Raw genomic sequence first — 25,053 nt, 5'->3', positions numbered from 1 at the left:
GTAACAGACGGACTCAAGCGTCAGGTGCGACCTTGGCAACAGGTTCGCTGTTCTCGTAAATCAACAGGGGCTTGGATGTTCCATCGACAACACTCTCATCGATGACAACCTTACTCACCTCCGACTGCGAGGGGATTTCGTACATGGTATCGAGCAGAATACCCTCGAGGATCGAGCGCAAGCCGCGAGCGCCAGTCTTACGCTCCAAGGCCTTGCGTGCAACGGACTGCAATGCGTCTGGACGGAACTCCAGATCGACACCTTCCATCTCGAAAAGCTTGGCATATTGCTTGGTCAGGGCATTCTTCGGCTCGGTCAGAATCTGCATAAGCGCAACTTCATCCAACTCGTCGAGGGTTGCGATAACTGGCAAACGACCAACAAATTCCGGGATCAAACCAAACTTGACCAGATCGTCCGGCTCAACCGCACGCAGCGATTCACCAATCTTCTTACCCAGATCCTTGCTGCGAACCTCGGCATTGAAACCGATCCCGCCCCTGGTCGAACGGCCCTGAATAACCTTTTCCAACCCAGAGAAAGCGCCGCCGCAGATAAACAGGATATTGCGCGTATCGACCTGCAGGAACTCCTGCTGTGGATGCTTGCGCCCACCTTGCGGAGGAACCGAGGCAACTGTGCCCTCGATCAGTTTCAACAAGGCTTGCTGTACACCCTCACCCGACACATCGCGAGTGATCGAAGGGTTATCGGACTTACGCGAGATCTTGTCGATTTCGTCGATATAGACGATGCCCATCTGGGCCTTTTCCACATCGTAATCGCACTTCTGCAGCAGCTTCTGGATGATGTTCTCGACATCCTCCCCCACATAACCAGCTTCGGTCAGCGTGGTGGCGTCAGCGATGGTGAACGGAACATTAAGCAAGCGCGCCAAGGTTTCAGCCAGTAGGGTTTTACCCGAACCGGTTGGACCGATCAGCAGGATATTGCTCTTGCCCAGCTCGATATCATCCTTCTTTTCGCGCTGATTAAGCCGCTTGTAGTGGTTATAAACTGCCACTGCCAAGATTTTCTTCGCCCGCTCCTGACCAATCACATACTGATCGAGGATGGCGCTGATTTCCTTTGGCGCAGGCAGCTTGTGCGCGCTGCTTTCGGCCTGGGCTTCCTGCACCTCCTCACGGATGATGTCGTTGCACAGGTCGACGCACTCGTCGCAGATAAAGACCGAGGGGCCGGCAATCAATTTGCGCACTTCATGCTGGCTTTTGCCGCAGAAGGAGCAATAAAGCAGCTTGCCGTTGTCCTCGCCATTGCGGGTGTCAGTCATTCGATCAATCCAATACGATAGGCTTGAAAAACAAGATGGAGGCAAATGCGAGCATTTTCAAGCCCGCAATGCGACCGACGGCATGTCGGCCGCGCACAATCAGCGCTGATTAGCTGGAAGCCAGGCGTTTATCGAGCACCTTGTCGATAAGGCCATAGGCAACCGCCGTTTCACCGCTCATGAAGTTATCGCGATCGGTGTCACGGGCAATTACATCCAGCGGCTGACCGGTGTGGCCAGCCAGTACATTGTTCAGGCGATCACGGATGGTCAGGATTTCGCGGGCATGAATTTCGATATCCGACGCCTGCCCCTGGAAGCCACCCAGCGGCTGATGGATCATCATTCGCGAGTGCGGCAGGCAGAAGCGCTTGCCGGCAGCGCCAGCAGTCAGCAGCAAGGCACCCATGCTACACGCCTGGCCGATGCAGATAGTCGACACGTCCGGCCGAATGAACTGCATGGTGTCGTAGATCGACATGCCTGCAGTCACCGAACCACCCGGCGAGTTGATATACAGATGGATGTCCTTGTCCGGATTTTCCGCTTCAAGGAACAACAGCTGCGCGGCTACCAGATTGGCCATATAGTCTTCGACCGGGCCAATCAGGAAGATCACGCGCTCCTTGAGCAGGCGCGAGTAGATGTCATAGGCGCGCTCACCGCGGGCCGTTTGCTCGATAACCATAGGCACCAAGCCGCCAGCGGCCTGAATGTCTGGCATTTGTTGCATAAAAGGATTGCGGGACATTTCTTGCACTCGCTCCCTAAACAGTCATGTATCAAATACGCATAAGCCAGCACGGTGGCTGGCTTATGGTGTGCTCGAACGAGGTAAAGAAATCAGGCGGCTTGCGGAGCTTCCACCGGCTTGACAGCTTCTTCGTAGGAGACCGATTTATCGGTCACATTAGCCTTCTGCAAAACAGTATCTACAACTTGCTCTTCCAGCACAACCGAACGGACTTCGTTCATTTGCTGGTCGTTTTTGTAGTACCAGGCCACGACCTGCTCAGGCTCTTGGTAAGCGGAGGCCATTTCCTGGATCATCTCGCGCACACGGGCATCGTCAGGCTTGAGTTCGAACTGCTTGACTACTTCGGCAACGATCAGGCCCAGCACCACGCGACGCCTGGCTTGTTCTTCGAACAGCTCCGCCGGCAGCTGCTCGGGTTTGATGTTGCCACCGAACTGCTGCACAGCCTGGACGCGCAGGCGATTGACTTCGTTGCCGATCAGGGACTTCGGCGCTTCGATCGGATTGGCAGCCAGCAGACCGTCCATCACCTGGTTCTTCACCTTGGACTTGATAGCCTGACGCAGCTCGCGCTCCATGTTCTTGCGCACTTCGGCGCGAAAGCCTTCCAGGCCGCCTTCCTTGACACCGAACTGGGCGAAGAATTCATCGTTGAGCTCAGGCAACTGAGGAGCGGAAACGCTGTTCACGGTAACAGTGAACTCGGCAGTCTTACCGGCCAGATCCAGGTTCTGGTAATCCTCCGGGAACACCGGGTTGATTACCCGTACATCACCGGCTTTGGCACCAACCAGTGCATCTTCAAAGCCAGGGATCATGCGGCCGGAGCCAAGAACCAGCTGAGAACCAGTGGCAGAACCACCAGCGAAGGCTTCGCCGTCGATCTGACCAGCGAAATCGATATTCAGCTGATCGCCATCTTCGGCAGCACGCTCAACCACTTCGAAGCGGGTGTTCTGCTTGCGCAGAATTTCCAGCATGTTGTCCAGATCGGCATCAGCCACATCGGCCTGAAGACGCTCGATAGCGATAGTCTCGAGACCAGCCACCACGAATTCCGGGAAGACTTCGAAAGTCGCCACGTACTCCAGGTCCTTGCCCTTCTCGAAGGTTTTCGGCTCGACGGCCGGAGAGCCTGCCGGATTGAGCTTCTGCTCGACCACGGCCTCGTAGAAGGTGGCCTGAATCAGATCGCCCAAGGCTTCCTGACGAGCGGAGTCTTCGTAGCGCTGGCGAATCACACTCATCGGTACTTTGCCAGGACGGAAGCCAGCAACTTTAGCCTTACGGGCAGTCTGTTGCAGACGCTTGTTGACCTCAGTCTCGATGCGCTCGACGGGAACGCCGACGGTCATGCGACGCTCAAGAGCAGAAGTGCTTTCAACAGAAACTTGCATGGGTATTCCTCGTTGCACAGACATAGGCCGGCCGTTTACCGGCCCCGAATCAAGGGCATGCATTCTAGAGGGTCAATTTGCAGAAGTCACCCTAGATGCTAGCGGCAAACGGGAGGGAGCTAAAGATGGTGCGGACGGAGAGACTCGAACTCTCACACCTTGCGGCGCTGGAACCTAAATCCAGTGTGTCTACCAATTCCACCACGTCCGCGTGGTAAGGCTTTCAAACAAAAACGCCAGGCTTTCGACCTGGCGCCTTTAAATATGGGGTGGACGATGGGGATCGAACCCACGACAACAGGAGTCACAATCCTGCGCTCTACCAACTGAGCTACGCCCACCATATTGCATGTACTTGCGCCAAAGCTGCCAAATGGCACGCCCGGCAGGACTCGAACCTGCGACCATCCGCTTAGAAGGCGGATGCTCTATCCAGCTGAGCTACGGGCGCCTATCCATCTGCAAGAGCAGACTTAAAGCTTTCGGCTGCAGCAGAAACCTTGCGGCCCCTGCGTTTGCCGTCTTACCCAGCGACTGGCTGTGCTCGACAAGCGGGGCGAATGTTATAGAGGCGCCGATAACACGTCAACAGGGAATGCTAAAAAAATTCAGCTATATAAAGGAGTTACGCGAAAACCCTCGCACGCGCCTTTGCCCTGGGGTTACGCCATGCGAGAATGCGCCTCCTTTTTCAATCCTTTCCAATGGTTAACCAAGCGCAATGACCGCACAACTGATCGATGGCAAAGCGATCGCCGCCAGCCTCCGCCAGCAGATCGCCAAACGGGTCGCCGAAAGGCGTCAGCAAGGTCTGCGAGCACCTGGCCTCGCGGTGATTCTGGTCGGCAGCGATCCTGCCTCTCAGGTCTACGTGTCGCACAAGCGCAAAGACTGCGAAGAAGTCGGCTTCGTTTCTCAGGCCTACGACCTTTCCGCCGACACCAGCCAAGGTGAGCTTCTGGCGCTGATCGAACGACTGAATGATGACCCGAGCATTGACGGCATCCTGGTGCAGCTGCCGCTGCCAGAAAGCCTGGATGCATCGTTATTACTCGAGCACATCCGCCCGGACAAAGATGTCGACGGCTTCCATCCTTACAACATCGGCCGCCTGGCCCAGCGCATGCCGCTGCTACGCCCCTGCACACCAAAAGGCATCATGACCCTGCTGCACAGCACCGGCGTGGATCTGTATGGCCTGCATGCCGTGGTAGTCGGGGCCTCCAATATCGTTGGCCGCCCCATGGCCATGGAACTGCTGCTGGCCGGCTGCACCGTCACCATCACCCATCGCTTCACCAAGGATCTGGCCAGCCATGTGGCACAAGCCGACATCGTGGTGGTGGCAGCCGGCAAGCCTGGCCTGGTCAAGGGCGAGTGGGTCAAGCAAGGCGCCATCGTCATCGACGTTGGGATCAACCGCCAGGCGGACGGCAAGCTGATCGGCGACGTGGAGTATGAAGCCGCCCTGCCCCGCGCCGGCTGGATCACCCCGGTACCGGGCGGAGTTGGCCCCATGACTCGCGCCGGCCTGCTGGAAAACACCCTGCATGCCGCCGAGCACCTGCACAAGTAGCGCGCTCGACAGTCATAAAAAACGGCACCCGAGGGTGCCGTTTTTTATGACCGGTTAACTATCAATCACCCGCCTGTTCCCAGGACTTGAGCAGCTCGTTGTAATTGATGGTTTCACCCTTGGGTTTTTCGTTCGCCAGTTTCGGCTTGGGAGCGCCTGGCTGATCCAACCAATACTGCGGGTCTTTTGCCTCGTTCAGCTTAGGACCGCACTCACCCAGCACGCCGGCACGCTCCAGACGACCGAGCATGGTGTCCTGAGCGGCAGCCAGACCATCCAGCGCCTCTTGCGGCGACTTGTCGCCACTGGCCGCCTCGGCAATAAACTGCCACCACAGCTGCGCCAAACGCGGATAGTCCGGTACGTTGGTACCGGTCGGCGTCCACTGCTCCCGTGCCGGACTGCGATAGAACTCGACCAAACCTCCGAGTTTCGGCGCGATATCGGTCATCGCCTGCGAGTTGATATCCGACTCGCGAATCGGCGTCAGACCAACCAGCGTCTTCTTCAGCGACACGGTTTTCGAGGTGACGAACTGGGCATACAACCAGGCCGCCAGACGCTGCTTGTCCGGGGTGGATTTGAGGAAGGTCCAGGAACCGGCGTCCTGATAACCCAGCTTCATGCCCTCTTCCCAGTACGGACCTTTCGGCGAAGGTGCCATGCGCCACTTCGGCGTGCCGTCTTCGTTGACCACCGGCAAGCCGACTTTGGTCATGTCGGAGGTAAAGGCGGTGTACCAGAAGATCTGCTGGGCGATGGCGCCCTGAGCAGGCACGGGACCGGCCTCGGAGAAGGTCATGCCCTGGGCTTCCGGCGGCGCGTATTGGCGCATCCAGTCGACATACTTGGTGGTCGCATAGACCGCCGCCGGACCATTGGTAGCACCACCGCGCGCGACACTGGAACCGACCGGGCGGCAACCGTCTACACGAATGCCCCACTCGTCCACCGGTAGGCCGTTAGGCAGACCCTTGTCGCCGCCACCGGCCATGGAGAACCAGGCATCGGTAAAGCGCCAGCCCAGGGAGGGGTCTTTCTTGCCGTAATCCATATGGCCGTAGACGCGCTGGCCGTCGATTTCCTTGACCTTCTCCGAGAAGAACTCGGCAATGTCCTCATAGGCCGACCAGTTAACCGGCACACCCAGCTCGTAACCGTAGATCTCCTTGAACTTGGCCTTCAGCTCCGGACGCTCGAACCAGTCGGCGCGGAACCAATAGAGGTTGGCGAACTGCTGGTCGGGCAGTTGATACAGCTTGCCATCCGGCGCGGTGGTGAAGTCCAGGCCGATGAAGTCCGGCAGGTCCAGAGTCGGCGAGGTGAAGTCCTTGCCATCGCCGGCCATCATGTCGGTCAGCGGCACGGCCTTGCCGTAACGGAAGTGGGTGCCGATCAGGTCCGAGTCGTTGATATAGCCATCGTAGATGTTCTTGTCCGACTGCATCTGGGTTTGCAGCTTCTCAACCACATCACCTTCTTGCATCAGGTCGTGCTTGAGCTTGATCCCGGTGATTTCACTGAAAGCCTTGGCCAGCACCTTGGACTCGTACTCGTGGGTGGCGATCGTCTCCGAGGCGACGCTGATCTCCATGCCACGGAACGGCTCCGCCGCCTTGATGAACCACTTCAGCTCTTCGAGCTGTTGTTGCGCGGTCAACGTCGAGGGACTGAATTCATCGGCAATCCATTTTTTTGCCGCCTCCTCATAGGCATCCGCCCAAGCGGCGCCGCTCAATCCGGACAACGTCAGCAAGGCAGCCAGCGCCATGCTATGTCGTGTTTTGTTGTTATTGTCGAACATAGAGACCTCCATCTCAGGTTTTGGGCGAGGTAAGTCGGTTACAGGTCACGAGTCCAGCGGTCGTGACCGACAGCAACCCGGCTTAGCCCCAACGCATCACTGCAAACAGCAAAAATAAGGACAGCACCGAGGCTATCCACACACTCCAATCGGTCGTGCCCACCACCAGCAGATGCAGGTAGGCGCTTCCCAGCAGACCGATAAACAGCCGATCACCACGGGTAGTGCTGATCGGCAAGAAGCCTTTGCGCTCAATACAAGGGGAGCGCAGTTCCCACGCCGTCATACCCGCCAGAATCGCGGCGATAGCGCAGAAGAACAATGCGGTGGGCAGAGTCCAAGCCATCCAATCCATAATTTTTGCTCCTTAGACCCGGCCCAGGGCAAAGCCCTTGGCCACGTGGTTGCGAACGAACCAGATCACCAGCATCCCCGGCAGGATAGTCAATACGCCGGCAGCCGCCAGCACCCCCCAATCGATACCGGAAGCCGAGACTGTGCGGGTCATCACCGCGGCGATGGGTTTGGCGTTCACCGAGGTCAGGGTGCGCGCCAGCAGCAGCTCGACCCAGGAGAACATGAAGCAGAAGAACGCGGTGACACCGATGCCAGAACCGATTAACGGGATAAATATCTTGACGAAGAATTTCGGGAAGCTGTAGCCGTCGATATAGGCTGTTTCGTCGATCTCCTTCGGCACCCCGGACATAAAGCCTTCGAGAATCCACACCGCCAGCGGCACGTTGAACAGGCAGTGCGCCAGGGCCACGGCGATATGGGTATCGAACAGGCCAATTGAGGAGTACAGCTGGAAGAACGGCAGCAGGAACACTGCCGGCGGCGCCATGCGGTTGGTCAGCAGCCAGAAGAACAGATGCTTATCGCCAAGGAAGCGGTAGCGCGAGAAGGCATAAGCCGCCGGCAGCGCCACCGTCAGGGATATCAGCGTGTTCAGGGTCACGTAGTACAGCGAGTTGAGGTAGCCCTCATACCAACTGGGGTCGGTGAAGATCACCTTGTAGTTGGCCAGGGTGAAGCTGTGCGGCCACATGCTCAGACCACCGAGAATCTCGGTATTGCTCTTGAACGACATGTTCAACAACCAGTAGATGGGCACCAGCAGGAACAGGATATACAGCCCCAACACCACTTTTTTTCGTAGGGTCATGGTCGGCCTCAGCGCGTCTTGTCGTTATGGGTCATGGCGGTATAGAACAGCCAGGACACCAACAGAATGATCAGGAAGTACACCAGAGAGAATGCCGCCGCCGGGCCCAGATCGAATTGGCCGATGGCCATCTGGGTCAGGGTCTGGCTGAGGAAGGTGGTGGCATTGCCCGGGCCGCCACCGGTAAGCACGAACGGCTCGGTGTAGATCATAAAGCTGTCCATGAAACGCAGCATCACCGCGATCAGCAGCACGCTTTTCAGCTTGGGCAGCTGAATGTGGCGAAACACCGCCCAGTCCGAGGCACGGTCGATGCGCGCCGCCTGGTAATACACATCGGGGATCGCCCGCAGCCCGGAATAACAGAGCAGCGCCACCAGCGACGTCCAATGCCAGACATCCATAATCAGCACCGTGACCCAGGCATCGCTGGTGTTGGCGGCATAGTTGTAGCTGATGCCCATGCTATTCAGTGCCCAACCCATCAGGCCGATGTCGGCGCGGCCGAAGATCTGCCAGATGGTGCCGACCACGTTCCACGGGATCAGCAACGGAATCGCCATAACGATCAGCACCAGCGACGCCCAGCGACCCTTGGTCGGCATGGTCAAGGCGATGGCAATGCCCAGGGGAATCTCGATCAGCAGCACGCAACCGGAAAAAATGAACTGGCGCAGCAACGAGTCATGCAGGCGCGTGTCCTGCAGCACCTGCCGGTACCAATCGACCCCGACGAAATAGCGCGTCGAATGGTCGAAGATGTCCTGCACCGAGTAGTTGACCACCGTCATCATTGGCACGATGGCGCTGAACGCCACCAGCAGGAACACCGGCAATACCAACCACCAGGCCTTGTTGTTATAAACCTTCATGGCTGCACCTCCACTGATTGCGAGCGAGCTTGCGTTGGCAGCTCTTGCACCAGGTATTCGTCGGCATAGAGCATCAGCCACTGCGCCGGAAAGCTCAGATAGACCTGCTGTTGCGGCACCGGCTGATCCTCCTGCAGGCGCACTTTGAGCAGCTGTCCGTCTAGGCGCAGGGTGAGGATTTTATAGGTACCCAGATCTTCGAGATGCACCACCTCACCGCACAGCGCGTCTTCGTTCGGGCCTTCCCAGACATGCACGAATTCGGGGCGAATGCCGACTTTCAGGCTGCTCCAGTCCAGTTCGTCAAGCCGTTGAGTCAGCGCTGGCGACAAGGGCAGCACGGTATCGGCGAAACGCACACCGCCCTCGCAACGACTGACCTCGATCAGGTTCATCCCCGGGCTGCCGATGAAATAGCCGACGAAGGTGTGGCTGGGCCGCTCGAATAGTTCGCGCGGGGTGCCGAACTGGACGATCTGGCCGCCGTACATCACCGCGATCTTGTCGGCGAAGGTCGAGGCCTCCAACTGATCGTGGGTGACGTAGACCATGGTGATATTGAACTGCTCGTGGATCTGCTTGAGCTTGCGGCGCAGTTTCCACTTCAGGTGCGGGTCGATCACCGTCAGCGGCTCGTCGAAGAGAATCGCCGAGACGTCATCGCGCACCAGGCCGCGGCCCATGGAGACCTTCTGCTTCTCGTCGGCGGTCAGGTTGCTCGCTCGCCTGTGCAACAGTGGATGCAGATCCAGCACCTCGGCGATTTCGTTGACCTTGGCCAGAATCTTGGCCTTATGCATGCCCTGGTTACGCAACGGGAAGGCCAGGTTGTCGAACACCGTCATGGTGTCGTAAACCACCGGAAACTGGAAAACCTGGGCGATATTGCGCTGTTCGGGATGCAGATGGTTGACCACCTTGCCGTCGAACTGCACCTCGCCGTGGGACGGGCTGAGCAAACCGGAGATGATATTGAGCAGGGTCGACTTGCCGCAGCCGGACGGCCCGAGCAAGGCATAAGCACCGCCCTGCGCCCAGACATGGTTCATCTCGCGGATCGCATAATCAGCCGCACTCTTGGGCTCGTGGCTGTAGCTATGGGCCAGGTTGTGCAAACGTATCTCAGCCATCAGGCAGTCCTCGCTAAACGGCGGCTCGGCGCCTGGATCAACCGGCCATTGGCTTCGAAGACGAACAGTTTATGGGTCGGGATATAGATGAGGATCGGCGTATCGACGGCGTACTCGTGTACGCCAGGCAGGTGCAGCACCAGCACGAACTGCTCATTGCGCACATGCAGGAAGGTTTCCGAGCCGCTGATTTCCGCCAGTTCGACGGTTACGGCCAATTCCAGATCGTCGTCGTTGGACGGCACCAGGCCGATATGACTGGGGCGCACGCCGAAGCGGTATTCGCCTTCGGCGATGCTTTGCAAATCGGAGTTGAGCGGAAAATGCACGGCGTCGGCGAAGCTCACTTCGGTACCACTGATGCGCCCCGGCATCAGGTTGATCGCCGGCTCCGAGAACAGCTCGGCGGCCAGCACAGTCTGCGGCTGGTGGTAGACCTCGGCGGCCTTGCCGCTTTGCACCACCCGCCCCTCGTGCAGGATGGTGGTGGTGCCGCCCAGGGCCAGGGCCTCGTTCGGTTCGGTGGTGGCATAGATGGCGATGGTATGCCGCGCTTCGAATAGCTCACGCATCTCCTGGCGCAGCTCTTCGCGCAGCTTGTAGTCGAGGTTGACCAGCGGTTCGTCGAACAGAATCAGCGAAGCATCCTTGACCAAGGCGCGAGCCATGGCCGTACGCTGCTGCTGGCCGCCGGACAGTTCCAGCGGGTGGCGCTGGAGCAAGGCCTCGATGCGCAGCATCTTCGCCGTGGCATGCACTTTTTCGAGAATCTCGGCTTTGTTCACCCCGGCCTGGCGCAGCGGCGAGGCGATATTCTCGAACACCGTCAGGGTCGGGTAATTGATGAACTGCTGGTAGACCATCGACACGTTGCGCTGGCGCACCGAGACATTGGTCATGTCCGCGCCATTCATCAGGATGCGCCCGCTGCTCGGCTTGTCCAGGCCCGCCATCAAACGCATCAGGCTGGTCTTGCCGGACAGGGTGCGGCCGAGCAACACATTGAAGGAGCCGGGGTCGAAGCTCAGGCATACATCGTCGATGTGCACCTGCTGATCGACGATACGCGTGACATTCTCAAGCGTAAGTGACATGGGCCGTCCTATTTTCTTGTTATTTGCGTTCTAGCTGCCCAGTGACAAAGCGAGTTCCGTGCCAAGCGCCTACAAATTCATATATGCAATTGATTTACATAGAATTAGCTGAATATTTCCGCGGGTAATATTTTTCCAGATGAACAATATTGAACAGTCGACCATGAACACTTGAACAGTCGACGCGTTGACTTTGAACAGCCATAGGCGACACTGAGTGCACCTCGGCGCAGACCGAAACCCGATAAAAACAAGACCCCCTGCGAGACCTTCGTTATGGCTGAAGCTGCCAGTGTCCTGCCCCACGAGACCATCATTCAGGACTCCTGGTCGCGTTGCCGCGACTTCGGCCTGACCCACCAGAGCACGCCCATCTTCACTCAGCCCAGCCCCGGCGAAGTCTCTGCCCTGCTGGAAAGTCAGCACGCGCTGGTGCATACCACCCATAAAGAAGTGCTGCCCTACTACGGCAACATCCTCGCCAATTCCAATTGCCTGATCATGCTCGCCGACAATCAGGGCCAGGTGCTGCAGTCCTGGGGCGACCAGCGCTTTATCGAGCCCAGCCGCGCACCCGGCTTCGTCGCCGGGGCCAGCTGGCTGGAGCGCTACACCGGCACCAATGCCATAGGCACCGCCTTGAACTGCGCGCAACCGGTGCATATCCAGCACGATGAGCACTTCCTCAAGGTCAACCGTTTCATGACCGGCTCGGCCTCGCCGATTTTCGACGAGCAACGGCAAATGATTGCGGTACTGGACGTTTCCAGCGACAGCTACCTGCCGCCCTCCCATACCCTGGGCATGGTCAAGATGATGAGCCAGTCGGTGGAAAACCGCCTGATCCTCAACCTGTTCCAGCAGCGCTACTTTCAACTGACGTTCAATACCAGCCTGGACAACCTGGAAAGTCCCTGGGCTGGGCTACTGATCTTCGATGACCAGGGCCAGGTGGTGTCGGCCAACCGCCGCGCCGACAGCCTGCTCGGCGTCAGTCTGGCGCGGGTGAATATCGAAAGTCTGTTCGACGTGCCCCTGCTACACCTGTTCAACCAGCCCGAAGCCCTGCCCTTCTGCCTGCGCGCCGGTGGCCGTTTCCGCTTTCACGCTCAGGTCAAACGCCCGCAGCAGCCGGCGCCGATCCAGGCCAGGGATTTCCGTCAGCCCATTGACCCTGAAGACGGCAGCAAAGGCTTTACCCTGGCCTCGATCAACCTTGGCGACCCACGCGTCGATAAAGCCGTACGCCAGGCCGAACGCCTGCTGGAAAAAGACATCCCGATTCTGGTGCATGGCGAAACCGGCGTCGGTAAGGAAGTTTTCGTCAAAGCCCTGCACCACGCCAGCTCCCGCGCCAAGCATGCGTTGATCGCGGTCAATTGCGCGGCCATTCCCGCCGAGCTGGTGGAATCCGAACTGTTTGGCTACGAAAAAGGCGCCTTCACCGGCGCCAACCAGAAAGGCAGCGTCGGCCTGATCCGCAAGGCCCATCAAGGCACCCTGTTTCTCGATGAAATCGGCGACATGCCACTGCGGGTGCAAGCCCGCTTGCTCAGGGTATTGCAAGAACGCTGCGTGCAACCGCTAGGCAGCAGCGAACTCTACCCGGTGGACGTCCGCCTGATCTCCGCCACCAACCGCTCCTTGCGCCAGGACGTCGACACCGGCCTGTTTCGCCAGGATCTCTACTACCGCATCAGCGGCCTCAACCTGGAGCTGCCACCGCTGCGCGAACGCACCGACAAAGCCGCCATGGTGCAACGCATCTGGGAATACCACCGCGAACCCCAGCAATGGGCCAAACCCAGCGCTGAGGTGATGGAACTGTTCGAGCGCCACCCCTGGCCGGGCAACCTGCGCCAACTCAGCAGCGTGCTGCAAATCGCCCTGGCCATGGCCGATGACCAGCCGATTCGACCGGAGCATCTGCCGGATGATTTTTTTGCCGACTTGCAGGACATCGATGAGGGGACATCGGCAAGTGAGCAACCGGGTTTACTGACCGCCGGTGATGATGACCTGGCCAGCCAGTTTCAGGCCTGCGGCGGCAATATTTCGCACCTGGCAAGGCGCTTGGGCGTGAGCCGCAACACGCTGTATAAGCGGTTGAGGGAGCAGGGGCTGAAGCTTTAAGGCGCTGTCATCGATCGCCCCTTGCACGGCAAGGTTGTCACAGGCTTAACACCGACTGCAGGCGAGTTCTTGCGGCGAATAGTGGACAAATTTAACTGATAATCGCCAAAACGTATTGAAACAAGCAAAACCGCCAACAATCGAGCAGCGCCGTTTTCTCACTCTCCATCTCGCGCCGTTAGCCGGCACTTGCCGGCATCCACAGCAAAGCCCCGAACCACCCCGGCTGCTGTACCCTTCGCCCCCGGCCTTCACGAGTCAAACAACCCGATGAGTTTCCCATTGCGCCCTACAGTCGCCGCTTTACGAGCATCGGCATCATTTTGCCGAGCCGCACGAAAGCTACGTACATGGGGCTGGGCGATAACGGCCCTGGTTCTGTTGAGTGCCTGCGTCAGCGCGCCGCCTCCCCAGCCATCACCCGAGATTGCGCCGATACGCTTTTTGCTTAGCTTCGACGACGGCCCGAGTGGCAGCCTGGAGCTCAACCCTACCCGACAGATTCTCGACGCCCTGGCAGACAACCCCATTCAGCCCGGAATCAAGGCGCTGTTCTTTATCCAGACGCGCGCGCCTTACGCTGGCGGCAGCGCTCAAGGGCAGGCATTGCTGCGCCGCCAGCAGAAAGACGGTCACTTGCTGGGTTTTCACACCGCCACACCTAGGCACTCCAATCACCGCTTCCTCAGCCTGGCCGAACTGGAACAGTCGCTACGCGATGGCGTGGCCGACCTCAGCGCCATCAGTGGCAAGCCGCCGCGTTTGGTCCGGCCACCGTTCTGGAACTACAACCCGCGCACCTTTGCCGCCTACCAGGCGCATGGCCTGCATTTGCTGCTGACCGACCTGAGCGCCAACGACGGCAAGACCTGGGGCATCAACGGCAGCCTGCGCCGACGCAGCAACCTGCGCGAGCAACTCGCACTGATAGCGACTCAGATCCACGCCGACCGCATGCCAGTGGTGGATGGGGTAATCCCGGTGGTCGTGACCTTCCATGACCTCAACACTTACACCGCGCGGCATATGCAGGAGTACCTGCAGATTCTGCTGGATGTAGCCGTAGACGTAGGGCTCGCCACTGATGCCAAACCCTTCTATGACCAGCGCACGGCCCTCGAACGTGCAGCCTTGCAGCGCACCCTGAGCGACCCGCTGCAGTACGCGCATCTGCCTGGCATATGGAACTGGCTATGGAACTGAGACTGACTCCCAGTGACCTGCTACAAGCCATTGTGATGACCTTTGCAGGGTGTGCCCGCGCCCTCCTTCGCATGCAGCAGCGCCAGCAGCTGGATCCTGCAAAAGCCTGCGTCCAGCCAGCGCCAGCGCACTGCTCTTGAGCAGCCGCAAATATTCAGGGCGTTGCGGGGTAGCTGCACGCCAGACTCATCCCCGATCAGCAAGAAACCCCACACCCTCGCCAAGGTATGGGGTGTCTATCGCGCTTGCGTAGAACCCGGGCGACAAAAAGACTGCTCATCGCCCTTGCCGGGAAAACCCGCGGTGATGTTCCGGAACAAGGATGACTATCGCTTCGCTCAACCTGCGCGGCCCACTCCATACCGCGAAAAAGAAAAAGGCCGCTCGAAAGCGGCCTGTCTAATCTGGCAAACGATTATTCTGCCAAGCGCCAGGTGGTCCCGCCCTTGCCGTCTTCCAGCACCACGCCCATGGTGGTGAGCTGGTCGCGGATGCGGTCGGATTCACCCCAGTTCTTCTCGGCGCGGGCTTGCAGGCGCGCGGCGATCAGCGTCTCGACCTCTGCGGCATCGACCTTGCCTGCGGCGCCGGCCTGGAGAAAAGCGTCCGGTTGCAGTTGCAGCACACCGAGCACGCTGGCCAGTTCCTTCAACCGCGCAGCCAGACCGGCCGCCGCCGGTTGATCGCTTTCGCCCAAGCGATTGATCTCACGCGCCAGTTCGAACAACACGGCGCAGGCTTCCGGCGAGTTGAAGTCATCGTCCATGGCCGCGCCGAAACGCTCGACGAAGGCTTCACCGCCGGCTGCCGGCACCTCTGGCAAGCCGCGTAGTGCGTGGTAGAAACGCTCCAGAGCGCCCTTGGCTTCCTTGAGGCTGTCTTCCGAGTAGTTGATCGGACTGCGGTAGTGACTGGACACCAGCAGGTAACGGACCACTTCCGGGTGGTACTTTTCCAGCACCTCGCGGATGGTGAAGAAGTTGCCCAACGACTTGGACATCTTCTCGCCATCCACGCGCACCGCGCCGGCGTGCATCCAGGCGTTGGCGTAAAGCTTGCCGGTGGCCGCCTCACTCTGCGCGATCTCGTTTTCGTGGTGCGGAAACACCAGGTCCGGGCCGCCGCCGTGAATGTCGAAAGTCTCGCCCAGGCAGCAGGTGGACATTACCGAACACTCGATGTGCCAGCCCGGACGGCCCGCGCCCCAGGGCGACGGCCAGCTCGGTTCGCCGGGCTTGACGCCCTTCCACAGGACGAAGTCCAGCGGATCCTGCTTGGCTTCGTCGACCTCGATGCGCGCACCGACTTTCAGGTCTTCGATCTTCTTGCGTGACAGCTTGCCGTAACCGACGAACTTGCCGACCCGGTAATACACGTCGCCATTGCCTGGGGCATAGGCGAAGCCCTTGTCGACCAGGGTCTGGATCATCTGGTGCATGCCGGCGATATGCTCGGTGGCGCGCGGTTCCTGATCCGGACGCAGCACGTTGAGCCGCGCTTCGTCTTCATGCATGGCGGCGATCATCCGCTCGACCAGGGCTTCGAACGGCTCGCCGTTCTCATGGGCGCGCCTGATGATCTTGTCGTCGATGTCGGTGATATTGCGCACGTAACTCACCTCATAACCGCGATGGCGCAGCCAGCGGGTGACCAGGTCGAACGCCACCATCACCCGCGCATGACCGATATGACAGAAGTCGTAAACCGTCATGCCGCACACGTACAGGCGCACCTGGTTGTCCACCAGCGGTTTGAAAACGTCTTTGTTTTTGGTCAGCGTGTTGTAGATCGAGAGCATCGGGATTCCTTGGAAAACCACGGGCCAGCGCACTGGCCCGGTTCAAATCAAAGCACCTGAGCCTTAAGCCCAGGAATCGCGCAGAGTCACGGTACGGTTGAACACCGGGGCACCGGGCTTGCTGTCCTTGATGTCGGCGCAGAAGTAGCCCTCACGCTCGAACTGGAAGCGCTGCTCAGGCTGGGCCTGGGCCAGCGACGGTTCGGCGCGACATCCTTTGAGCACCAGCAGCGACTCGGGATTGATGTTGTCGAGGAAGCTGCTGCCCTCTTCTGCCTTTTCTGGGGTCGGCGAGCGGAACAGGCGATCGTACAAGCGCACTTCGCACTCGATGCTGGCAGCGGCCGGTACCCAATGGATCACGCCTTTGACCTTGCGCCCCTCGGGGTTCTTGCCCAGGGTATTTTCGTCATAGGTGCAGCGCAGCTCGACGATATTGCCCTCGGCATCCTTGATCGCCTCATCGGCGCGGATCACGTAGCTGCCACGCAGCCGGGCTTCGCCACCGGGGATCAGGCGCTTGAAACCGGCGGGCGGGACTTCTTCGAAGTCGCCGGCGTCGATATAGATCTCGCGGGCAAACGGCAGCTGACGTACGCCCATGTCCTGCTTGGGATGGCGCGCCAGCTCGAGGTTTTCCACCTGACCTTCGGGGTAATTGGTGATCACTACCTTCAAGGGCCGCAATACGCACATGGCCCGCGCAGCGGAGGCATCGAGGTCTTCGCGAATGGCAAATTCGAGCATGCCAATATCTACCAGACCGCCGGCGCGGTTGACGCCGAGCATGTCGCAGAAGGTCCGGATCGAACCCGGGGTGTAGCCGCGACGGCGGTAGCCACTGAGGGTCGACATGCGCGGATCGTCCCAGCCATGCACATGACCTTCATCGACCAACTGCTTGAGCCGGCGTTTGCTGGTGATGGTGTAGTTCAAGTTGAGACGGGCGAATTCGTACTGGCGCGGCTTGGCCGGCACCGGCAGGTTGTCGAGGAACCAGTCGTAGAGCGGACGGTGATCCTCGAATTCCAGGGTGCAGATCGAGTGGGTAATACCTTCGATGGCGTCCGACTGGCCATGGGTAAAGTCATAGTTCGGGTAGATGCACCACTTGTCGCCGGTCTGATGGTGATGAGCATGGCGAATGCGGTAGAGGATCGGGTCGCGTAGGTTCATGTTCGGCGAGGCCATATCGATCTTCGCGCGCAAGGCACGAGCGCCATCAGGGAACTCACCGGCCTTCATGCGGGCGAACAAATCGAGGTTTTCCTCCACCGAGCGCTCGCGGAACGGGCTGTTTTTGCCCGGTTCAGTCAGATTGCCGCGGTACTGGCGCGCCTCATCCGGCGACAGGTCACAGACGTAGGCCTTGCCGGCCTTGATCAGCTCGACGGCCCAGTCATGCAACTGGTCGAAGTAGTTGGAGGCGTAACGCTCCTCGCCGGCCCACTGGAAGCCCAGCCACTGCAGGTCGCTCTTGATCGCGTCAATGTATTCCTGGTCTTCCTTGGCCGGGTTGGTGTCGTCGAAGCGCAGGTTGCACTCGCCGCCAAACTCCTTGGCCAGGCCGAAGTTCAGGCAGATCGACTTGGCATGGCCGATATGCAGGTAGCCGTTGGGCTCCGGCGGAAAACGAGTGATGATCTTCGTATGCTTGCCGGCATCCAGATCGGCCTGGACGATGGGACGAAGAAAGTTCGAAGCGGCGACAATCTCTGGCTTGCTCATGGGGTCCTTGATCATGCAGGTTCGCGGCACAGGGTAGGCCGACTAAAACAAAGCGCTTATCATAGCCGAAGCTGTCAACCCCCTGACAGGCCCACGAGCCCGTTCTCTATCCACCGCACAGCGCTAACGCGGCGTCAGCAACGGATATTGAGCAAGCTTGTGGATTTCTCGACAGAGCGATTACCTATGATCAAGCTGCACACCAACCACGGCGTCATCACCCTCAAGCTGTTCGAAGATAAAGCGCCGGAAACCGTGGCCAACTTCAAGCAATACGCGAAGGAAGGTCATTACGACGGCACCATCTTCCACCGCGTGATCAGCAACTTTATGGTGCAAGGTGGCGGTTTCGAGCCGGGCATGAAGCAGAAAACCACCCGCGCGACCATCAAGAACGAAGCCAACAATGGCTTGCTCAACAAGATCGGTACCGTGGCCATGGCCCGCACCATGGAGCCGCATTCGGCCTCCGCGCAGTTCTTCATCAACGTCGGCGACAACAGCTTCCTCAACCACAGCGCACCAACCGTACAAGGCTGGGGCTATGCGGTATTCGCTGAAGTGGTCGAAGGCATGGACGTGGTCGAAAAAATCAAGGGTGTTGCCACTACCATGAAGTCCGGTCATCAGGACGTGCCGGTCGACGACGTGATCATCGAGCGTGCCGAGATCGTTGAGTGATTCTACTGATCTCCGATCTGCACCTTGAACAGGAGCGCCCGGATATCAGCCGGGCGTTTCTGCATTTTCTCGAGACTCGTGCGCCTCAGGCAGAAGCGCTGTATATCCTCGGCGACTTCTTCGAAGTCTGGATTGGCGATGACGCCATGAGCCCCTTTCAACGTTCGATTGCCCAGGCCCTGCGCCAACTGAGCGACAGCGGCACGCGCATCTACCTGATGCATGGCAATCGCGACTTCATGCTCGGCAAGGTGTTCTGCCGCGAAGCCGGCTGCACCCTGCTCAGCGATCCCAGCCTGGTCGAACTGGGCGGGGAGAAAGTCCTGTTGATGCACGGCGACAGCCTCTGCACCCAGGACGCGGCCTATATGCGCCTGCGCCGCTGGCTACGCAACCCGCTGTCGCTGTTGATCCTGCGCAACCTGCCGCTGGCCACCCGACGCAAGCTGGCGCGCAAACTGCGCAATGAAAGCCGCGCGCAAAACCGCATGAAAGCCAGCGACATCGTCGATGTCACCCTGGCAGAAGTGCCGCGGGTCATGGCTGCCCATGGCGTGCGCACGCTGATTCACGGCCACACTCACCGCCCTGCGATACACCCACTGCAAGTGGCAGGTCAGCCCGCCAGGCGGATTGTCCTGGGCGACTGGGACAGTCAAGGCTGGGCCTTGCAGATCGATGGCCAAGACTGGCAACTGGCACCCTTCTCGCTCAGCTGATCACCGCCGCTGCTGGCTTAGCGCTGCAACGGCGACAGCTGCTCATAGCGTCGGTATTGCGGGCTTGCCTCGATGGTTTGCGCCAGGCGTTGAGTCGCCTCGTTGACCTGATCAGCGACGAACAGGGTGATATCCGTACCCGGCAGGGACGGCAGCCCTTCTTCGATAACGTGTAGACCCGGCTCCAGGGTCGAACGGGGAATGATGCCCACACCGATCCCCGCACGTACGGCCGCCAGGACGCCAGCCCGGCTCTGACTGGTGAAAGCGATCCGGTACGGGATCTGCGCGTCGGCCAGAGCTTTGTGCGCCGAATCACGGTGGAAGCAGCCCTCGACGAATACCGCCAGCGGCAGCGGCTCGCGCTGGTGGGTCGAATGCGCCTCGTTGCGCACCCAGACCAGTTCGTCGCGAAACAAGCGCTGCCCGCCATCCGACAAGGCCGGCATCTCAACCAGGGCCAGGTCCAACTTGCCCTCGGCCACCAGCGACGCCAGATGATAGGGCCGATGATCGCAGACCACCTCCAGGCTGGCCTCTGGGTAGCTGAGCACGAAGGCCTCCAACAGAGAGGGAAGACTGCGTGTCGCGTATTGGTCATGAGTGCCAAACCGTACCCGCCCGCCCACATCGGCGTGCTGGAAACTACCGAGGATACGGTCATGCAAGTTGAGCAGCTGCTGGGCACAGGATTTCAGCTGCTCCCCGGCCGGCGTCAGCCTGACCCCGTACTGGCCACGCTGTAGCAGTTCGGCCGTGACCAGTCCTTCCAGCCGCGTGAGCTGCATGCTGATGGTCGAAGGCGCACGATGCAGACGCGTGGCCGCAGTGGTCAGGTTCAACGTCTCGGCGACCACGACGAAGGTGCGCAACAAAACGATCGGTAGATCGCGCATGGCAGAATTCAACCTTATTGAAAGTGATGATCAATATTTATCGTTTTTCTGAACGCTGGCAAGCCTATATGTTAGCCAGCATCCAGCTTGCCCCATATGGATTCCCGAGCACTGTCACGGAGCACGAACGATGCGAATGCCCATCACGTTTGGCATGAACCAGATCGTCAGCCACGGTTTTGGCATGTTCCTGTTCGCCGCTCTGATGCCCTACATGCGCGAGTCCATCGACATCAGCAACTGGCAATTGGCAACCATCGGCGCCCTGACCCAGCTGGCCTACCTGGCCGGGGCCATGCTCCTCGGCGTGCTCGGCCACCGCCTCGGCACGGGGCGACTGGCCTTGCTGACCGGCATCACCAGCAGCAGCCTGCTGCTGACCATGGCGCAATTGCACGATCCCACGCTGATCACCCTGGTCCTGACCTGCCTGGCCGCCAGCGCGGCGATCAGCTGGGGCTGTATCGTCGAGATCCTCAGCCGCTGCGCCCGCCCCGAACTGCGCTCGACCTATCTGTCATGCGCCTCTAGCGGCACGGCTTGGGGCTATGCCCTCAACGGCCTGCTGATCCTGCTTGTGGTGCCGATGCTCGGCTGGCAAAGGAGCTGGCAGGTCGCCGGTCTGTTCGGCGCCCTGGTGGTCGGCTTCACCTGGCATCTGCTGCGCAACCTCGAGAGCCTGCCCGTCAGCCAGCTGGACCGGCGCGAGGCGGTAATCCCGACCTCCAGGCTGTTCGCCACCATCATCGGCGAGCGCACCGCGCTGTTTGCTTGCCTGATCTGCCTGCTGGTGGGCTTTACCACCATGCCGTTCTCCTACTGGCTCAATAGCTACCTGGATGAACTCATGCTGCCCGCCGCACTCGGCGGCTTCACCTGGGCGACGGTCGGCGGCACCGGCATGGTCGCCGGTTTCATCACCGGCAAGCTGGCCGATCGTAGAGGGCATGGCACGGCATTGATGGTGATTTTCAGCGGCTTCGCCTTGGGCCTGCTGGCATTTGTCTATGATCCAGGCAGATACGCCCTGATTGCCGGCTTCGGTTACGGCCTGATGTACTTCCCGATGTGGGGCATCGTCGCCGGCTGGGTCAACCAGCACTATTCGTCGACCGCTACCATGCAGATCAGCGGCATCTGCATGGTCACCTTCGGCCTGGGCGGCACGCTGGGCAACCTGCTGGCCGGGTATATCCGCGAAACAACCGGCTCATTGCAAAGCGTTTTCCTCGTGCTGACCGGCGCTTCCTTGCTGCTGGTGGCCCTGGCAATCGTCATCCTGCGCAGCAATCGCAAGGCGCTGGCGGCGAACCCAGCAACGGCCGATGCCTGCTGAGTAGCAGAAACCGCAGCGCTTTCAGGGTGACTTAGGCGGCCGCGCCACTGTGAAAGCGAAATTCCGTGTCCGGCGTGAGTATCGCCTCGCGCTCGACCTCGGCGAAGAAAGCCACCCGCTCATCGATTGGCCCCGCCGCATAATCGCGCGCCATCTTCAGGTAACCCTGGTAATGCCGCGCCTCGGACTTGAGCAAGGATCGGTAGAACTGCCCCAGCTCCTCGTCCAAGTGCGGTGCCAGGCGAAAGAACCGCTCACAGGATCGCGCCTCGATAAAAGCCCCGACGATCAGGGTGTCCACCAGTTTGTGCGGTTCGCTGGTGCGCATATTCTTGTGCAAGCGCTGGGCATACAGGGCGGCACTGACCGGTCGATAGACAATGCCGCGCTTCTTCATCAATGCTGCGACCTGCTCGAAATGCCGCAACTCTTCACGGGCCAAACGCGACAGGTTGTGCTGCAAATCGGCCTTCTCGATATAGCGGAAAAGCAGCGTCAGCGCGGTAGATGCGGCCTTCTTCTCGCAATTGGCGTGATCTATCAGCATCACGTCCTGATTCTGCAAGGCTTGGGCAATCCAGGCATCGGGGGTTGGGCACAACAGGAAGGCTTCGATTTCTGGTAACAGTTGCATAGGCTCACGACAGTGGGTGGTGGTAACCGGCGAATCGGGCCGGCCATTATACGAATGAAGCGGCGCGCGACCAGCCGGTCAGTTGATACCGGTCAACAACACAGCACTGTTGCTGCATCTATGCTGTGCCTATAGTTAATTGTTACGAGTCACAACCCACTTCGGACGGAGACGAACATGCAAGCCATTCGCAACATTTTAGTCGTCATGGAACCAGAGCGACCCGAAGGCTTGGCACTCAAGCGGGCCAAATTGATTGCTGGCGTGACGCAATCGCACCTGCACTTGCTGGTCTGCGGCAAGAAGCATGACCACTCGACTTATCTCAGTGACCTGTGCGCCACGCTCGATAAAGAGGGATACACCACCTCCAGCCAGCAGGCTTGGCATGAAAACCTGCACCAGACCATCATCAGCGTGCAGCAGGCCGAAGGTTGCGGCCTGGTGATCAAGCAGCACTTTCCCGACAACCCGCTGAAAAAAGCCCTGCTCACTCCAGACGACTGGAAACTGCTGCGTTATTGCCCGGCCCCGGTGCTGATGGTGAAAACCGACAAATCCTGGACTGGCGGCACCATACTCGCAGCGGTCGATGTCGGTAACGCCGACGGTGAACACCGTACCCTGCACAACAGCATCATCAACTACGGCTACGACATTGCCGCGCTGGCCAAGGCCAGCCTGCATGTAATCAGCGCCCATCCTGCGCCGATGCTGTCGGCCGCAGACCCGACCTTCCAGCTGAAAGAGACCATCGAGGCGCGTTATCGCGAGCAGTGCAAAGCCTTCCAGGCCGAATACGACATTGCCGAGGAGCGCCTGCATATCGCCGAAGGCCCGGCCGATGCGCTGATTCCGCAAATCGCTCATCAACTGAATGCCGCCGTGACCGTGATCGGCACAGTGGCGCGCACCGGACTGTCCGGGGCGCTGATCGGCAACACTGCCGAGGTGATCCTTGACGCGCTGGATTGTGACGTCCTAGTGCTTAAGCCCGACGACATCATCGCCCACCTGGAAGAACTGGTGGCACAGCACTGACCCCCACCACCCAAGCCGCCTGCAGGCGGCTTGCTGCCTGCCGCCCACCTGCGCGAGTGCAACGGCACTAGCACCGCTTGGCGGCGGCCCTGCAACCAGCCGACATACGGCAAGGAAAAAGTGCTGAGTATCTACCATGCTGCTTAGGTTGCACTCAGGCTCGCAGTACCTCCCACATTGCACGGCATCATGAGGTCGGCCTCTATCACAATCACTGTGGTGTAGATCGAATCGTCTGGGAGATAGCCATGCATAGCATTCGCCGCATCCTGGTGGTGCTCAATCCCGAGCAACCCGACAGCCTTCCATTGAGACGCGCCAAGCACATCGCCACGGGTATTCACGCAGAAATCCACTTAGTGCTTTGTGACAACCAGCGCGAGCATGCACCGTTCCTCCGGCACCTTAGCAAACAGCTCAGCGGTGAGGGCTTTGTTGTCTCCACGCAACAGATCAACTGCGACCATTCGCAACCAACAGACGCAATTCTCACCACCCTTCAAACCCACTCTTGCGACTTGCTGATCAAGCAGCATTACCCCGATAGCCTGTGGACCAAGCACCTGGTCATTCCTGAGGATTGGCGGCTGCTTCGTCAATCCCCGGTTCCGGTATTGCTGACCAAGACCGCGCGGCCCTGGAATGGCGGCCGGGTGCTGGCTGCCATGGATATAGAAAACGCCGAGAACCAGCATCGTGATCTGCAAGGCAGCATCATGGGCCATGCAGTCGATCTCGCCGCATTGATCGGCGGCTCCACCCATGCGGTCAGTGCCTACCCGGCAACACTCTTTTCCGCAGCTGACTCCAGCGCGCCTCGCTACGACGGCCAGGCGGCCCACTGTCTCGAGGCAAGCCGCTGGTTCAAAGAGGAATATCAGCTCCACGATTATCAGCTGCACATTGGCGAAGGGCCTGCCAAGGCGCTAATCCTGCAAATCGCCCATCAACTGGAGATCGCCGTCACCGTCATTGGCACCGTCGCACGCAATGGTCTTGCTGGAATGCTGATAGGCAATACGGCCGAAGCGATACTCGACCGCCTCGACAGCGATCTACTGGTTCTGAAGCCTCACGACCACGCAGTCCATTTACTGGAGCCCTACGAGGAATTCCAGCAAGCACCGAGCGAGGCCATCCACAGGGTTTCGCAGTGAACAACCAATTCTGTTTGCAGACTGCCCCTTGGCTCTAGGCAATCATCAGAGGCGCGGCTGCAAGCCCTCGCGCATGAACTTCGGCGCGATGTAGCGCTCGTAGTGCGCCTCGGAGAGCAGGAAAAATTCGCGATCGATGGCATCACGCAACTCGGGAAGGGTCCAGTCGCGAAACTCGGGCAGTAACACCATGCCGTAAGCGTCCAGCTGATTGATCGCTCGTGCGCCGCGGGCAATTAGCTGGTATGCCCAGCAATAAGGCGACTGATGCGGTACGAAACGAATTTTCCGTTGCTCCAACTGGCTGCGCAGGCGCGCAGCATCGAAGACTTCCAGCTTTGCCGTCATCACCTGCACCAACAACACCTCGAGGCGCAGCCAGACCGCGTATTTTTCCTCGTCGCTATAGCTGTTCCAGTTAATCACTTCATGGTGAAAGCGCTTGCAGCCACGGCACACCACGTCACCGTAGACAGTGGAGCAAAGGCCGACGCACGGGGTCTTGATGCGCTGATTGGACATGGTAAGGATGGATACATACTGGCGGAAAGGCAGGCATGTTAGCCCTTTGTCTAAGTCAGTTCACCCCTGTCGACAGACCCGATGAAAACCACCGCGCGCTTGCTTGCAGCATG

Annotated in this window: 22 protein-coding genes and 3 tRNA genes; 8 read left to right on the top strand and 17 right to left on the bottom strand. The window is 59.5% G+C overall.

From position 1 onward, the window contains the following. Window positions 1-13: 13 nt before the first annotated feature. The 6 genes from clpX to B2D37_RS05915 all read right to left on the bottom strand — a co-directional run bounded on the left by clpX (window position 14) and on the right by B2D37_RS05915 (window position 3,899). Window positions 14-1,294 (bottom strand): ATP-dependent Clp protease ATP-binding subunit ClpX, encoded by a 1,281-nt coding sequence (gene clpX / locus B2D37_RS05940; protein WP_079201855.1) that lies wholly within the window; start codon window positions 1,292-1,294, stop codon window positions 14-16. 109 nt (window positions 1,295-1,403) lie between these two features. Next, window positions 1,404-2,045, bottom strand: a complete 642-nt coding sequence (gene clpP, locus B2D37_RS05935; RefSeq protein ID WP_079201854.1) for an ATP-dependent Clp endopeptidase proteolytic subunit ClpP — start codon at window positions 2,043-2,045, stop codon at window positions 1,404-1,406. A gap of 92 nt (window positions 2,046-2,137) precedes the next feature. Beyond that, window positions 2,138-3,448: a trigger factor gene (tig, locus tag B2D37_RS05930; RefSeq protein ID WP_079201853.1), complete on the bottom strand. Its 1,311-nt coding sequence runs from the start codon at window positions 3,446-3,448 to the stop codon at window positions 2,138-2,140. Between the two features lie 126 nt (window positions 3,449-3,574). Further along, a tRNA-Leu gene (locus B2D37_RS05925) sits at window positions 3,575-3,659 on the bottom strand. 54 nt (window positions 3,660-3,713) lie between these two features. Continuing rightward, a tRNA-His gene (locus B2D37_RS05920) sits at window positions 3,714-3,789 on the bottom strand. A gap of 33 nt (window positions 3,790-3,822) precedes the next feature. Next, window positions 3,823-3,899, bottom strand: a tRNA-Arg gene (locus tag B2D37_RS05915). A 270-nt stretch (window positions 3,900-4,169) separates the two neighbouring features. Between B2D37_RS05915 and folD the strand changes: the two genes are divergently transcribed. Continuing rightward, complete coding sequence (gene folD, locus B2D37_RS05910) at window positions 4,170-5,024, top strand: bifunctional methylenetetrahydrofolate dehydrogenase/methenyltetrahydrofolate cyclohydrolase FolD (protein ID WP_079201852.1); 855 nt, start codon at window positions 4,170-4,172, stop codon at window positions 5,022-5,024. A 61-nt stretch (window positions 5,025-5,085) separates the two neighbouring features. Here the strand turns inward: folD and B2D37_RS05905 are convergent, their stop codons facing one another. From B2D37_RS05905 to B2D37_RS05880, 6 genes are all read right to left on the bottom strand, one after another. Next, window positions 5,086-6,828 carry an ABC transporter substrate-binding protein gene (locus B2D37_RS05905; protein ID WP_079201851.1) on the bottom strand — a complete coding sequence of 581 codons (1,743 nt, stop codon included), beginning with the start codon at window positions 6,826-6,828 and terminating at the stop codon, window positions 5,086-5,088. Between the two features lie 82 nt (window positions 6,829-6,910). Further along, on the bottom strand, window positions 6,911-7,183 hold the full coding sequence (locus B2D37_RS05900; RefSeq protein ID WP_079201850.1) for a DUF2160 domain-containing protein: 273 nt from the start codon (window positions 7,181-7,183) through the stop codon (window positions 6,911-6,913). A 12-nt stretch (window positions 7,184-7,195) separates the two neighbouring features. Beyond that, complete coding sequence (locus B2D37_RS05895) at window positions 7,196-7,996, bottom strand: carbohydrate ABC transporter permease (protein ID WP_079201849.1); 801 nt, start codon at window positions 7,994-7,996, stop codon at window positions 7,196-7,198. Between the two features lie 8 nt (window positions 7,997-8,004). Continuing rightward, window positions 8,005-8,868: a carbohydrate ABC transporter permease gene (locus tag B2D37_RS05890; RefSeq protein WP_079201848.1), complete on the bottom strand. Its 864-nt coding sequence runs from the start codon at window positions 8,866-8,868 to the stop codon at window positions 8,005-8,007. Then, window positions 8,865-9,998: an ABC transporter ATP-binding protein gene (locus tag B2D37_RS05885; RefSeq protein ID WP_079201847.1), complete on the bottom strand. Its 1,134-nt coding sequence runs from the start codon at window positions 9,996-9,998 to the stop codon at window positions 8,865-8,867. The genes B2D37_RS05890 and B2D37_RS05885 overlap by 4 nt, the downstream gene beginning before the upstream one ends. Next, window positions 9,998-11,092, bottom strand: a complete 1,095-nt coding sequence (locus B2D37_RS05880; RefSeq protein ID WP_079201846.1) for an ABC transporter ATP-binding protein — start codon at window positions 11,090-11,092, stop codon at window positions 9,998-10,000. Before B2D37_RS05880 ends, B2D37_RS05885 begins: the two co-directional genes overlap by 1 nt. Window positions 11,093-11,368: 276 nt before the next feature. On the opposite strand from B2D37_RS05880, the gene B2D37_RS05875 reads away from it, so the two are divergent. Continuing rightward, window positions 11,369-13,225, top strand: a complete 1,857-nt coding sequence (locus B2D37_RS05875; RefSeq protein WP_079201845.1) for a sigma-54-dependent Fis family transcriptional regulator — start codon at window positions 11,369-11,371, stop codon at window positions 13,223-13,225. A gap of 444 nt (window positions 13,226-13,669) precedes the next feature. Beyond that, window positions 13,670-14,428, top strand: a complete 759-nt coding sequence (locus B2D37_RS05870) for a polysaccharide deacetylase family protein (RefSeq protein WP_371915429.1) — start codon at window positions 13,670-13,672, stop codon at window positions 14,426-14,428. 415 nt (window positions 14,429-14,843) lie between these two features. Here the strand turns inward: B2D37_RS05870 and cysS are convergent, their stop codons facing one another. Together cysS and B2D37_RS05860 are read right to left on the bottom strand one after the other, a co-directional pair. Beyond that, the gene (gene cysS, locus B2D37_RS05865) at window positions 14,844-16,226 is read right to left on the bottom strand and encodes a cysteine--tRNA ligase (protein WP_079201843.1); all 1,383 of its coding nucleotides are present in this window, start codon (window positions 16,224-16,226) and stop codon (window positions 14,844-14,846) included. A 63-nt stretch (window positions 16,227-16,289) separates the two neighbouring features. Beyond that, a complete protein-coding gene (locus B2D37_RS05860; protein ID WP_079201842.1) occupies window positions 16,290-17,954 on the bottom strand; it encodes a glutamine--tRNA ligase/YqeY domain fusion protein in 1,665 nt (554 codons plus the stop codon). Window positions 17,955-18,140: 186 nt separating this feature from the next. On the opposite strand from B2D37_RS05860, the gene B2D37_RS05855 reads away from it, so the two are divergent. Together B2D37_RS05855 and lpxH are read left to right on the top strand one after the other, a co-directional pair. Then, a complete protein-coding gene (locus B2D37_RS05855; protein WP_079201841.1) occupies window positions 18,141-18,635 on the top strand; it encodes a peptidylprolyl isomerase in 495 nt (164 codons plus the stop codon). Beyond that, entirely contained in the window at window positions 18,632-19,354 is a 723-nt protein-coding gene (lpxH, locus tag B2D37_RS05850) for a UDP-2,3-diacylglucosamine diphosphatase (RefSeq protein WP_079201840.1), read from the top strand. The genes B2D37_RS05855 and lpxH overlap by 4 nt, the downstream gene beginning before the upstream one ends. Before the next feature lie 17 nt (window positions 19,355-19,371). On the opposite strand, the gene B2D37_RS05845 is transcribed toward lpxH, so the two are convergent. Beyond that, window positions 19,372-20,250, bottom strand: coding sequence for a LysR substrate-binding domain-containing protein (locus B2D37_RS05845; RefSeq protein WP_079201839.1), 879 nt, complete (start codon window positions 20,248-20,250; stop codon window positions 19,372-19,374). A gap of 136 nt (window positions 20,251-20,386) precedes the next feature. Here B2D37_RS05845 and B2D37_RS05840 point away from each other — a divergent pair, with 136 nt between their 5' ends. Next, a complete protein-coding gene (locus B2D37_RS05840; RefSeq protein ID WP_218190371.1) occupies window positions 20,387-21,586 on the top strand; it encodes a nitrate/nitrite transporter in 1,200 nt (399 codons plus the stop codon). A 31-nt stretch (window positions 21,587-21,617) separates the two neighbouring features. Here B2D37_RS05840 and B2D37_RS05835 read toward each other — a convergent pair whose 3' ends face one another. Continuing rightward, window positions 21,618-22,220, bottom strand: coding sequence for a tRNA-(ms[2]io[6]A)-hydroxylase (locus B2D37_RS05835; protein WP_079201837.1), 603 nt, complete (start codon window positions 22,218-22,220; stop codon window positions 21,618-21,620). 177 nt (window positions 22,221-22,397) lie between these two features. Here B2D37_RS05835 and B2D37_RS05830 point away from each other — a divergent pair, with 177 nt between their 5' ends. Together B2D37_RS05830 and B2D37_RS05825 are read left to right on the top strand one after the other, a co-directional pair. Next, window positions 22,398-23,261, top strand: coding sequence for a universal stress protein (locus tag B2D37_RS05830; protein WP_079201836.1), 864 nt, complete (start codon window positions 22,398-22,400; stop codon window positions 23,259-23,261). Between the two features lie 248 nt (window positions 23,262-23,509). Continuing rightward, the gene (locus B2D37_RS05825; protein ID WP_079201835.1) at window positions 23,510-24,418 is read left to right on the top strand and encodes a universal stress protein; all 909 of its coding nucleotides are present in this window, start codon (window positions 23,510-23,512) and stop codon (window positions 24,416-24,418) included. A 45-nt stretch (window positions 24,419-24,463) separates the two neighbouring features. Here B2D37_RS05825 and B2D37_RS05820 read toward each other — a convergent pair whose 3' ends face one another. Then, window positions 24,464-24,940: a DUF1289 domain-containing protein gene (locus tag B2D37_RS05820; protein ID WP_079201834.1), complete on the bottom strand. Its 477-nt coding sequence runs from the start codon at window positions 24,938-24,940 to the stop codon at window positions 24,464-24,466. Window positions 24,941-25,053: the final 113 nt, after the last annotated feature.

This window comes from Pseudomonas sp. CC6-YY-74, from assembly GCF_002025205.1.
GTDB classification, from domain to species: Bacteria; Pseudomonadota; Gammaproteobacteria; order Pseudomonadales; family Pseudomonadaceae; genus Aquipseudomonas; species Aquipseudomonas paeninsulae.
This window is presented reverse-complemented; position numbering and strand designations above follow the sequence as displayed.

Bases quoted from the DNA above. Each gene is read 5' to 3' on its own strand.
- clpX (WP_079201855.1), bottom strand. From the start codon at position 1,294: ATGACTGACACCCGCAATGGCGAGGACAACGGCAAGCTGCTTTATTGC.
- clpP (WP_079201854.1), bottom strand. From the start codon at position 2,045: ATGTCCCGCAATCCTTTTATGCAACAAATGCCAGACATTCAGGCCGCT.
- tig (WP_079201853.1), bottom strand. From the start codon at position 3,448: ATGCAAGTTTCTGTTGAAAGCACTTCTGCTCTTGAGCGTCGCATGACC.
- folD (WP_079201852.1), top strand. From the start codon at position 4,170: ATGACCGCACAACTGATCGATGGCAAAGCGATCGCCGCCAGCCTCCGC.
- B2D37_RS05905 (WP_079201851.1), bottom strand. From the start codon at position 6,828: ATGTTCGACAATAACAACAAAACACGACATAGCATGGCGCTGGCTGCC.
- B2D37_RS05900 (WP_079201850.1), bottom strand. From the start codon at position 7,183: ATGGATTGGATGGCTTGGACTCTGCCCACCGCATTGTTCTTCTGCGCT.
- B2D37_RS05895 (WP_079201849.1), bottom strand. From the start codon at position 7,996: ATGACCCTACGAAAAAAAGTGGTGTTGGGGCTGTATATCCTGTTCCTG.
- B2D37_RS05890 (WP_079201848.1), bottom strand. From the start codon at position 8,868: ATGAAGGTTTATAACAACAAGGCCTGGTGGTTGGTATTGCCGGTGTTC.
- B2D37_RS05885 (WP_079201847.1), bottom strand. From the start codon at position 9,998: ATGGCTGAGATACGTTTGCACAACCTGGCCCATAGCTACAGCCACGAG.
- B2D37_RS05880 (WP_079201846.1), bottom strand. From the start codon at position 11,092: ATGTCACTTACGCTTGAGAATGTCACGCGTATCGTCGATCAGCAGGTG.
- B2D37_RS05875 (WP_079201845.1), top strand. From the start codon at position 11,369: ATGGCTGAAGCTGCCAGTGTCCTGCCCCACGAGACCATCATTCAGGAC.
- cysS (WP_079201843.1), bottom strand. From the start codon at position 16,226: ATGCTCTCGATCTACAACACGCTGACCAAAAACAAAGACGTTTTCAAA.
- B2D37_RS05860 (WP_079201842.1), bottom strand. From the start codon at position 17,954: ATGAGCAAGCCAGAGATTGTCGCCGCTTCGAACTTTCTTCGTCCCATC.
- B2D37_RS05855 (WP_079201841.1), top strand. From the start codon at position 18,141: ATGATCAAGCTGCACACCAACCACGGCGTCATCACCCTCAAGCTGTTC.
- B2D37_RS05845 (WP_079201839.1), bottom strand. From the start codon at position 20,250: ATGCGCGATCTACCGATCGTTTTGTTGCGCACCTTCGTCGTGGTCGCC.
- B2D37_RS05840 (WP_218190371.1), top strand. From the start codon at position 20,387: ATGCCCATCACGTTTGGCATGAACCAGATCGTCAGCCACGGTTTTGGC.
- B2D37_RS05835 (WP_079201837.1), bottom strand. From the start codon at position 22,220: ATGCAACTGTTACCAGAAATCGAAGCCTTCCTGTTGTGCCCAACCCCC.
- B2D37_RS05830 (WP_079201836.1), top strand. From the start codon at position 22,398: ATGCAAGCCATTCGCAACATTTTAGTCGTCATGGAACCAGAGCGACCC.
- B2D37_RS05825 (WP_079201835.1), top strand. From the start codon at position 23,510: ATGCATAGCATTCGCCGCATCCTGGTGGTGCTCAATCCCGAGCAACCC.
- B2D37_RS05820 (WP_079201834.1), bottom strand. From the start codon at position 24,940: ATGTCCAATCAGCGCATCAAGACCCCGTGCGTCGGCCTTTGCTCCACT.